This is a genomic window from Streptomyces sp. NH27, from assembly GCF_056859195.1.
Genome location: NZ_JACEGK010000339.1, coordinates 1 through 8619, shown reverse-complemented (window position 1 = coordinate 8619; position 8619 = coordinate 1). Strand labels below are relative to the sequence as shown.

8 protein-coding genes are annotated in these 8619 nt (G+C 70.8%); 5 read left to right on the top strand and 3 right to left on the bottom strand.

The features are described from left to right. Nucleotides 1–20: 20 nt before the first annotated feature. Both AC13HU_RS24780 and AC13HU_RS24775 read right to left on the bottom strand, forming a co-directional pair. A complete protein-coding gene (locus AC13HU_RS24780) occupies nucleotides 21–1247 on the bottom strand; it encodes a DUF349 domain-containing protein (protein ID WP_483044149.1) in 1227 nt (408 codons plus the stop codon). A 216-nt stretch (nucleotides 1248–1463) separates the two neighbouring features. Beyond that, nucleotides 1464–2318, bottom strand: coding sequence for a peptidylprolyl isomerase (locus AC13HU_RS24775; RefSeq protein ID WP_483044148.1), 855 nt, complete (start codon nucleotides 2316–2318; stop codon nucleotides 1464–1466). A gap of 264 nt (nucleotides 2319–2582) precedes the next feature. On the opposite strand from AC13HU_RS24775, the gene AC13HU_RS24770 reads away from it, so the two are divergent. The 4 genes from AC13HU_RS24770 (at nucleotide 2583) to AC13HU_RS24755 (ending at nucleotide 6777) form a co-directional block, all read left to right on the top strand. After that, the gene (locus AC13HU_RS24770; protein ID WP_483044147.1) at nucleotides 2583–3296 is read left to right on the top strand and encodes an MBL fold metallo-hydrolase; all 714 of its coding nucleotides are present in this window, start codon (nucleotides 2583–2585) and stop codon (nucleotides 3294–3296) included. 11 nt (nucleotides 3297–3307) lie between these two features. Beyond that, nucleotides 3308–4570 carry a histidine--tRNA ligase gene (hisS, locus tag AC13HU_RS24765; protein WP_483044146.1) on the top strand — a complete coding sequence of 421 codons (1263 nt, stop codon included), beginning with the start codon at nucleotides 3308–3310 and terminating at the stop codon, nucleotides 4568–4570. A 102-nt stretch (nucleotides 4571–4672) separates the two neighbouring features. Continuing rightward, the gene (locus AC13HU_RS24760) at nucleotides 4673–5329 is read left to right on the top strand and encodes a vitamin K epoxide reductase family protein (RefSeq protein WP_483044145.1); all 657 of its coding nucleotides are present in this window, start codon (nucleotides 4673–4675) and stop codon (nucleotides 5327–5329) included. Nucleotides 5330–5427: 98 nt separating this feature from the next. Beyond that, nucleotides 5428–6777 (top strand): replication-associated recombination protein A, encoded by a 1350-nt coding sequence (locus AC13HU_RS24755; RefSeq protein WP_483044144.1) that lies wholly within the window; start codon nucleotides 5428–5430, stop codon nucleotides 6775–6777. Between the two features lie 46 nt (nucleotides 6778–6823). Here the strand turns inward: AC13HU_RS24755 and AC13HU_RS24750 are convergent, their stop codons facing one another. Beyond that, nucleotides 6824–7606: a DUF2470 domain-containing protein gene (locus AC13HU_RS24750; RefSeq protein ID WP_483044143.1), complete on the bottom strand. Its 783-nt coding sequence runs from the start codon at nucleotides 7604–7606 to the stop codon at nucleotides 6824–6826. A 55-nt stretch (nucleotides 7607–7661) separates the two neighbouring features. On the opposite strand from AC13HU_RS24750, the gene rpsD reads away from it, so the two are divergent. Continuing rightward, a complete protein-coding gene (rpsD, locus tag AC13HU_RS24745) occupies nucleotides 7662–8273 on the top strand; it encodes a 30S ribosomal protein S4 (RefSeq protein ID WP_483044142.1) in 612 nt (203 codons plus the stop codon). The last annotated feature ends 346 nt before the right edge of the window (nucleotides 8274–8619 follow it).

Genomic DNA, 8619 nt, shown 5'->3' with positions numbered 1-8619 from the left:
GTCACGGCGCGGGCCGAGCGTCAGCGAAACTCGCCCATGCCCTTCAGGGCCGCGTCCAGCAGGGCCTGCCGGCCGTCGAGCTCGGCTTGGAGCTTGTCGGCCTTCGCGGAATTCCCCGCGGAACGCGCCGTGTCGATCTGGCCGCGCAACTTCTCCACGGCGGCCTGGAGTTGGCCGGTCAGACCCGCGGCACGCGCCCGGACCTCCGGGTTGGTGCGCCGCCACTCGGATTCCTCCGAGTCCTGCAGCGCCCGCTCCACGGTGTGCATGCGCGCCTCGACCCGCGGCCGGGCATCACGCGGCACATGGCCGATCGCCTCCCACCGCTCGTTGATCGAACGGAACGCCGCCCGCGCGGACTTGAGATCGGTCACCGGCAGCAGCTTCTCCGCCTCGGTGACCAACTCCTCCTTGCGCGCGAGGTTGTCCCGCTGCTCGCTGTCCCGCTCGGCGAACACGTCGGTACGCGCGGCGAAGAAGACGTCCTGCGCACCGCGGAAGCGGTTCCACAGGTCGTCCTCGGCCTCGCGCTGGGCGCGGCCGGCCGCCTTCCACTCCGTCATCAACTCGCGGTAGCGGGCCGCGGTGGGCCCCCAGTCCGTCGAACCGGACAGCGACTGCGCCTCGGTGACCAGCTTCTCCTTGGTCCGCCGGGCCTCCTCGCGCTGCGCGTCCAGCGACGCGAAGTGCGCCTTGCGCCGCTTGGAGAACACCGAACGGGCGTGGCTGAAACGGTGCCACAGCTCGTCGTCGGCCTTGCGGTCCAGCCGCGGCAGGCCCTTCCAGGTGTCCACCAGAGCCCGTAGCCGCTCACCCGCGGTGCGCCACTGCTCGCTTTCGGCCAACTCCTCGGCCTCGGCGACCAGTTTCTCCTTGGCGGTCTTCGCCTCCTCGCTCTGCTTCGCCCGCACCGCCCGGCGTTCCTCGCGCCGGGTCTCCACGAGCGCCACCAGTGCGTCCAGCCGGGTGCCCAGTGCCGCCAGGTCGCCGACCGCATGCGCCTCGGTCACCGCGGTACGCAGGTGCTCGATCGCGGCCAGCGCCTCCTTGGGCGCCAGATCGGTGGTCTGCACCCGCCGTTCGAGGAGGCCGATCTCCACGACGAGCCCCTCGTACTTGCGCTCGTAGTAGGCGAGCGCCTCGTCAGGGGAGCCCGCCTGCCACGAACCGACCTCCTTCTCACCGTCGGCCGTACGCACGTACACGGTCCCCGTCTCGTCGACGCGGCCCCACGGGTCGCTGCTCACAGCGCCTCCCTCATGTGATGCCCACCAGGTCACCGCCGGCGGGCATCGTCCACAGTGTCTCTCCGGCCGGGCCGCACGCCCTGACCGGTCCCAACGCCAACATAGGCGACCGGCGCCCCGGCTGTCCGCATCCGATGCGCGCTCAATCGCGAATTCGGATACCGATCAGGACTCGGTCCGATCATGGTCAGGTAGCGGTCGCGGCCCGGTCGGGGGTCAGGACTTGGTGACGGTGGCCTTGTTGACGACCACGGTCGCGTTGGGCGCGCCGTCGCCCTGGCCGGTGCTCTCACCGTCGGCGGCGATCTTGTCGAGCACCTTCATGCCGTCCTTGGAGATGGTGCCGAACGGCGTGTACTGCGGGGGCAGCGGGCTGTCCTTGTAGACCAGGAAGAACTGGCTGCCGCCGGTGTGCGGCTGGCCGGTGTTGGCCATCGCGATGGTGCCCGCCGGGTAGGTGACCGAGCCGGAGGACTTGTCGGCCTTGCCGAACGCCGTCAGGTTCTCGTCGGGGATGGTGTACCCGGGGCCGCCGGAGCCCTGGCCGGTCGGGTCGCCGCACTGGAGCACGTAGATGCCGGTGGTGGTCAGCCGGTGGCAGACGGTGTGGTCGAAGAAGCCCTGGTCGGCCAGGAACTTGAACGAGTTGACGGTGTGCGGGGCCTTCGCCGTCTCCAGCGCCATCGGGATGTCGCCGCAGGTGGTCTGGAGGTCGAAGGTGTAGTCGGCGCTCTTGGCGATGGACATCGCCGGCTCCTTCTTCCACTGCTTGGTGCCGGGCTTGCCCGCCGCCGCCTTCTTGCACGGGTCCGGTCCCTTGGGCGCCGCGGTGGTGGGCGCCGTGGCGGGCGGGGTCGGGCTGGCCGCTGCGGCGTCGTCCTTCTTCTTGCTGCTGCCGTCGAACGCGCCCGCCGCGTACGCCCCGCCGAGCGAGGCGACCACCACGGCGACCACCACGGCGATCACCGAGTTGCGCACCCGCGCTTTGTGCTGCGCGCTCACCCGGCGCTGCTGCTGACGCGCGAACTTGTCCCGGGCGAGCTGCCGCCGCCGCTGATCCTTGGTGGTCACTTCGCCGTCTCCGTCGTCTGAGTGTCGGTTGTCCGCCCGGTGCGGCGCACCGACGCTTTGCGTTGTATGTTTCCTGTGCGCCGGCTGTATCCAAGGGGACACGGCCGGTGTCGAAGCTGCCGTATGCGAATGTACGTGCCGCAGATCTTCGCGTCACGCCACACCTGCCGTCCAGTCCGCGCACCGGTCGACAACTGGTTCGCAGCCGCGACCCGCTCGCCGGTAGGCTCAAGGCAGCCGATCGCGGACGACAGAAGGACGAACGTGCTCATTGCCGGGTTCCCCGCCGGGGCGTGGGGCACGAACTGCTACGTGGTCGCGCCCGCCGCCGGCGAGGAGTGCGTCATCATCGATCCGGGGGTCGACGCGACCCAGGGCGTCGAGGACCTCCTCGCCAAGCACCGGCTGAGGCCCGTGGCCGTCATCCTCAGCCACGGCCACATCGACCACGTCGCCTCGGTGCTGCCGGTCTGCGGCGCGCACGACGTGCCCGCCTGGCTGCACCCTGCCGACCGCTACATGCTCAGCGACCCGGAGAAGGCGATCGGGATGGCCGTCGGCGCCCACCTGTTGGGCGATCTGACCGTCGGCGAGCCCGACGATCTCAGGGCACTGACCGACGGCGAGACCCTCGCCCTGGCCGGTCTGGAGTTCGGCGTCGCGCACGCGCCCGGCCATACCAAGGGGTCGGTGACCTACCGGCTGCCCCCGACCACCGACATCCCGTCGGTGTTCTTCTCGGGCGACCTGTTGTTCGCCGGCTCCGTCGGACGCACCGACCTGCCCGGTGGCGACACCGCCGAGCTGTACGAGTCGCTGGCCCGCGTGTGCCTGCCGCTCGACGACTCGACGGTGGTGCTGTCCGGGCACGGCCCCCAGACGACCATCGGCCGCGAGCGCGCCACCAACCCCTACCTGGGCAAGGTGGCCGGCGGCCACGGAACCGGCGAAGACCCGGCTCCACGACGAGGATTGTGACTGTCACTGCCGTGAGCACGTTCCAGGCCCCCAAGGGCACCTACGACCTCCTGCCGCCCGACTCCGCGGCCTTCCTCGCGGTGCGCGAGGCGATCGCCGCCCCGGCCCGCCGGGCCGGCTACGGATACGTCGAGACCCCCGGCTTCGAGCACGTCGAGCTGTTCGCCCGCGGTGTCGGCGAGTCCACCGACATCGTCACCAAGGAGATGTACGCCTTCTCCACCAAGGGCGGCACCGAACTGGCGCTGCGCCCCGAGGGCACCGCGTCGGTGCTGCGCGCCGCCCTCCAGGCAAACCTGCACAAGACCGGCAACCTGCCGGTGAAGCTCTGGTACTCCGGCTCCTACTACCGCTACGAGCGCCCGCAGGCCGGCCGTTACCGGCACTTCTCGCAGGTCGGCACCGAGGCGATCGGCGCGGAGGACCCGGCGCTGGACGCCGAGTTGATCATCCTGGCGGTCGACGCGTACCGCTCGCTCGGCCTGCGCGACTTCCGGCTGCTGCTCAACTCGCTGGGCGACAAGGAGTGCCGACCGGTCTACCGCGCGGTGTTGCAGGACTTCCTGCGCGGCCTGGACCTCGACGACGACACCCGCAAGCGGATCGAGATCAACCCGCTGCGGGTGCTCGACGACAAGCGCGAGTCCGTGCAGCGTCAACTCGCCGACGCGCCACTCATCGTTGATCACCTGTGCGAGGCGTGCAAGGAGTACCACGAGCAGGTCCGCGAGCTGCTGACCGCGGCCAAGGTGGCGTACGAGGACGACCCGCGCCTGGTCAGGGGCCTGGACTACTACACCCGCACCACCTTCGAGTTCGTCCACGACGCGCTCGGTTCGCAGTCCGCGGTCGGCGGCGGCGGGCGGTACGACGGCCTGTCCGAGATGATCGGCGGCCCGCCGCTGCCCTCGGTCGGCTGGGCGCTGGGCGTGGACCGCACGGTGCTGGCGCTCAAGGCCGAGGGCGTGGAACTCGCGCTGCCCGCGGCCACCGACGTCTACGCGGTGCCGCTCGGCGAGCAGGCCAGGCGGACACTGTTCACACTGGTCACGGAGTTGCGGCGGGCCGGGATCGCGGCGGACTTCGCGTTCGGCGGCAAGGGCATCAAGAACGCGATGAAGTCCGCGGACCGCTCCGGGGCCCGCCTCGCGATCGTCGCGGGGGAGCGGGACCTGGCCGAGGGTGTGGTCCAGCTCAAGGACCTGGCCAGCGGCGAGCAGGGCCCGGTGGCGCTGGCCGAGGTGGCGGAGACCGTCAAGGAACGGCTGGTTTGAACCGCTCGTCCGTGTACCAGGGCGGCAGACCTTACGCCGTTCTCACCGCCCTGGTGCACAATGTTCGGAAGCCCGCCCCACGGACCTGAGAGATCGGCGATCATGACGACTTCCGCGTTGGACGAGACGCGAACGGACGGCGACCGCGACCCGCAGGAACCCGGCGGGATCGTGCCGACGAAGGCATTCACCTGGCTGCTGCTGATCTCCGGCGCGCTCGGCCTGCTCGCCTCTTTCGTCATCACCAACGACAAGTTCGTCCTGCTCCAGGACCTCGCCGTGGGCAAGACGCCGCACTTCTCGTGCAGCCTGAACCCGGTCATCGCCTGCGGCAGCGTGATGGAGAGCAAGCAGGCGCACGCCTTCGGCTTCCAGAACCCGATCATCGGCCTGGTCGCCTACGGCGTGGTGATCTGCGTCGCGATGGGCGTGTTCGCCGGCGCCCGCTACAAGCCGTGGTTCTGGTACGGCCTGCAGGCCGGCGGCCTCTTCGGCGTCGGCTTCATCAGCTGGCTCCAGTACCAGACGATCTACAACATCAACGCGGTCTGCCTGTGGTGCTGCCTGGCCTGGGTCGTCACGATCCTGATCTTCTGGTACACCGCCGTGCACAACATCAGGCACGGCCTGATCAAGGTGCCGGGCAAGGTCCGCGCGGCCGTGCTGGAGTTCCACTGGGTGGTGCCGGTGATCTGGTACGCGGTGATCGGCCTGCTGATCCTGACCCACTTCTGGTACTACTGGAAGACGGTCATCTGACCGCCTGACCTGCTACGACGGCGTGACGCGGGCCTCCGCGACGCCGCTGCGCCGGCGCGCGGTCGGGGAGTGTCACAGGGGTGGCATACGCTGCACGGGTGGAGCCAGATCTGTTCAGTGCGGCGGCGGAGGAGCGGCGGGAGCGGGACCCGGGCAGCAGCCCGCTCGCGGTGCGGATGCGGCCGCGCACCTTGGCGGAGGTGGTGGGCCAGCAGCACCTGCTGCGCAAGGGCTCGCCGCTTCAGCGGTTGGTGGGCGACGGCACCGGACCCGCGGGCGCCTCCTCGGTGATCTTGTGGGGCCCGCCCGGCACCGGCAAGACCACGCTCGCATACGTGGTCAGCAAGGCCACCAACAAGCGGTTCGTGGAGCTGTCGGCGATCACCGCGGGCGTCAAGGAGGTCCGCGCGGTCATCGAGAGCGCCAAGCGCCAAGCGGGCGGGTACGACCGGGAGACCGTGCTGTTCCTCGACGAGATCCACCGCTTCAGCAAGGCCCAGCAGGACTCGCTGCTGCCCGCCGTGGAGAACCGCTGGGTCACCCTGATCGCGGCCACCACGGAGAACCCGTACTTCTCGGTGATCTCGCCGCTGCTGTCCCGCTCCCTCCTGCTGACCCTCGAATCCCTCACCGACGACGACATCCGCGGGGTGCTGCGCCGCGCGCTCACCGACGAGCGGGGCCTCGGCGGCGCGGTGACCCTCCCGCAGGACGCCGAGGACCACCTGCTGCGGATCGCCGGTGGTGACGCCCGGCGCGCGCTGACCGCTCTCGAGGCCGGCGCCGGCTCCGCGCTCGCCAAGGGCGAGGACGCGATCACCCTCGCCACCGTCGAGGAGGCCGTCGACCGCGCCGCGGTGGCCTACGACCGCGACGGCGACCAGCACTACGACGTGGCGAGCGCGCTGATCAAGTCGATCCGCGGCTCCGACGTGGACGCGGCGCTGCACTATCTGGCCCGGATGATCGTGGCCGGCGAGGACCCCCGCTTCATCGCCCGCCGCCTGATGATCTCGGCGAGCGAGGACATCGGGCTGGCCGATCCGACCGCCCTGCCCACGGCAGTTGCCGCAGCGCAGGCCGTTGCGATGATCGGGTTTCCCGAGGCGTCGCTCATTCTCAGCCACGCCACGATCGCGCTCGCGCTCGCGCCGAAGTCCAACGCCGCGACCACCGCGATCGGGTCGGCCCTGGAGGATGTGCGGGCGGGTAAGGCCGGGCCGGTGCCCATGCATCTGCGCGACGGCCACTACAAGGGCGCGACCAAGCTCGGCCACGCCCAGGGGTACGTCTATCCGCACGACGTGCCCGGCGCGATCGCGGCGCAGCAGTACCTGCCGGACGAGATTGCCGACCGGCGGTATTACGATCCGACCCGTTACGGTGCCGAGGCGCGCTACGCCGACGTCCTCGACCGCGTCCGCAACCGCCTTTCCGGCAGCGACTGACCCACCCGGCTGCCCCGTAACTGCGCGGACGGGGCGCCGCGGAGGGTCAGGCCCGGGCGGACGCGAAGAGTTGGCGCAGGGCGCGGCGGGCGGCCGCCGGACCGTCCACCGGCTGCGGGAAGTCGAAGCGGGCGTCGTACGGACCGGCGGCGCCGGCGAAGCGGACCCGCAGGCCGAAGCGGTCGAGCGCGAGCGGAACCGCGGCCGTAGGGCCAAGACCCCCGCACGGTTCGCCCACGAGCCCGCACAGGAGGGGCACTTCCTCGGGATGGGCGGCGGCGAGGTGCTGGAGGACATCGGTCTCGAAGGGCGCGAGCGGGTCCGGCCCGGCGGCGGCGAACTCGTCGGGCTCGACGAGCGCCGCACCCCACAGGTCGTCCACGGAGATCTCCCCGGGCTCCAGGCGCAGCAGTTCCGTGTCGGACTCGAAGCCGCCCCCGGGCACGTGCGTGAGCCACCCGGCGATCCAGGCGCGGCCGCGGACGCGGTGCGGGACGGCGACGGGTGCCACGTCGGTGACTTCCAGCACAGCCGGCACCTCGTCGTCGTCGGCGTGCCGTACCGCGCGCACCGCGGGGAAGCCGCGGGGGAACAGCAGGAAGATGTCGCCTTCGGGCCCGACGGAGCGGCGCAGCGGCACCATCGGCTCGGCCGGCGCCGGGCGCAGCGCGGGAATGGCCAGCGCGAGGGACGGGTTACCCTCGACGAGAGTGCGCGCGCGTTCGGCGGCCGAGGGCTGCCGGGGCGCCTCTTCCACTTCGGGACGCGGCTGACCGTGCTCCTGCTGTCGCGACGGCAGTTCGGGTGCGGGGTTCCCGGGTCGAATCATGCGTACTCCTCAGCTAAGGTAAGCCTTACCTAATCTACACGGAGGTTCGACGCACGTGAATCAGTCGCGTCCCAAGGTCAAGAAGTCCCGGGCGCTCGGCATCGCGCTCACCCCGAAGGCCGTCAAGTACTTCGAGGCCCGCCCCTACCCGCCGGGTGAGCACGGCCGCGGTCGCAAGCAGAACAGCGACTACAAGACCCGTCTGCTGGAGAAGCAGCGGCTGCGCGCGCAGTACGACATCAGCGAGCGGCAGATGCAGCGCGCGTACGACCGCGCGAAGAAGGTCGAGGGCAAGACCGGCGAGGCACTGATCGTCGAGTTGGAGCGGCGCCTCGACGCGCTGGTGCTCCGCTCCGGGCTGGCTCGCACGATCTACCAGTCCCGCCAGATGGTCGTGCACGGCCACATCGAGGTCAACGGGCGCAAGGTCGACAAGCCGTCGTTCCGGGTCCGTCCGGACGACGTGGTGCAGGTGCGGGAGCGGTCGCGGGAGAAGACGCCGTTCCTGGTCGCGCGCGAAGGTGGCTGGGCGCCCGATGGCGAGACGCCCCGCTACCTCCAGGTGAACCTCCAGGCGCTGGCGTTCCGGCTGGACCGGGACCCCAACCGCCGCGAGATTCCGATCATCTGCGACGAGCAGTTGGTCGTGGAGTACTACGCCCGCTGACCGCCTGCGGCGCTTCTGCGTCATGGGTTGCGGTTGCGTTGCCGGGTGGCCCCCGGTGGGGGGTTGGGCGCGCAGTTCTCCCCTACGACCTGGTGCACGACAGGCGGTGGATCAGGGAGCGCCCCCACGCGCCCCTTTTCGGCTCGCGGTGCCGGTCGCTGTGGTCGGCCGGCTGTTCGCCAACATTTGGGCCAGGTCGGCGAGTTCGCTGTCGCGGCCGACGAATCCGGTGAGTTCGGCCGGGCGGCTTTCCGCGGGCACCATGGCGTACGGGGCGTACGGGGCGTACGTGTTCGCTGGCGCAACGTACAACCGCCGTGGTGCACCAGGTCGTAAGGGGATCACC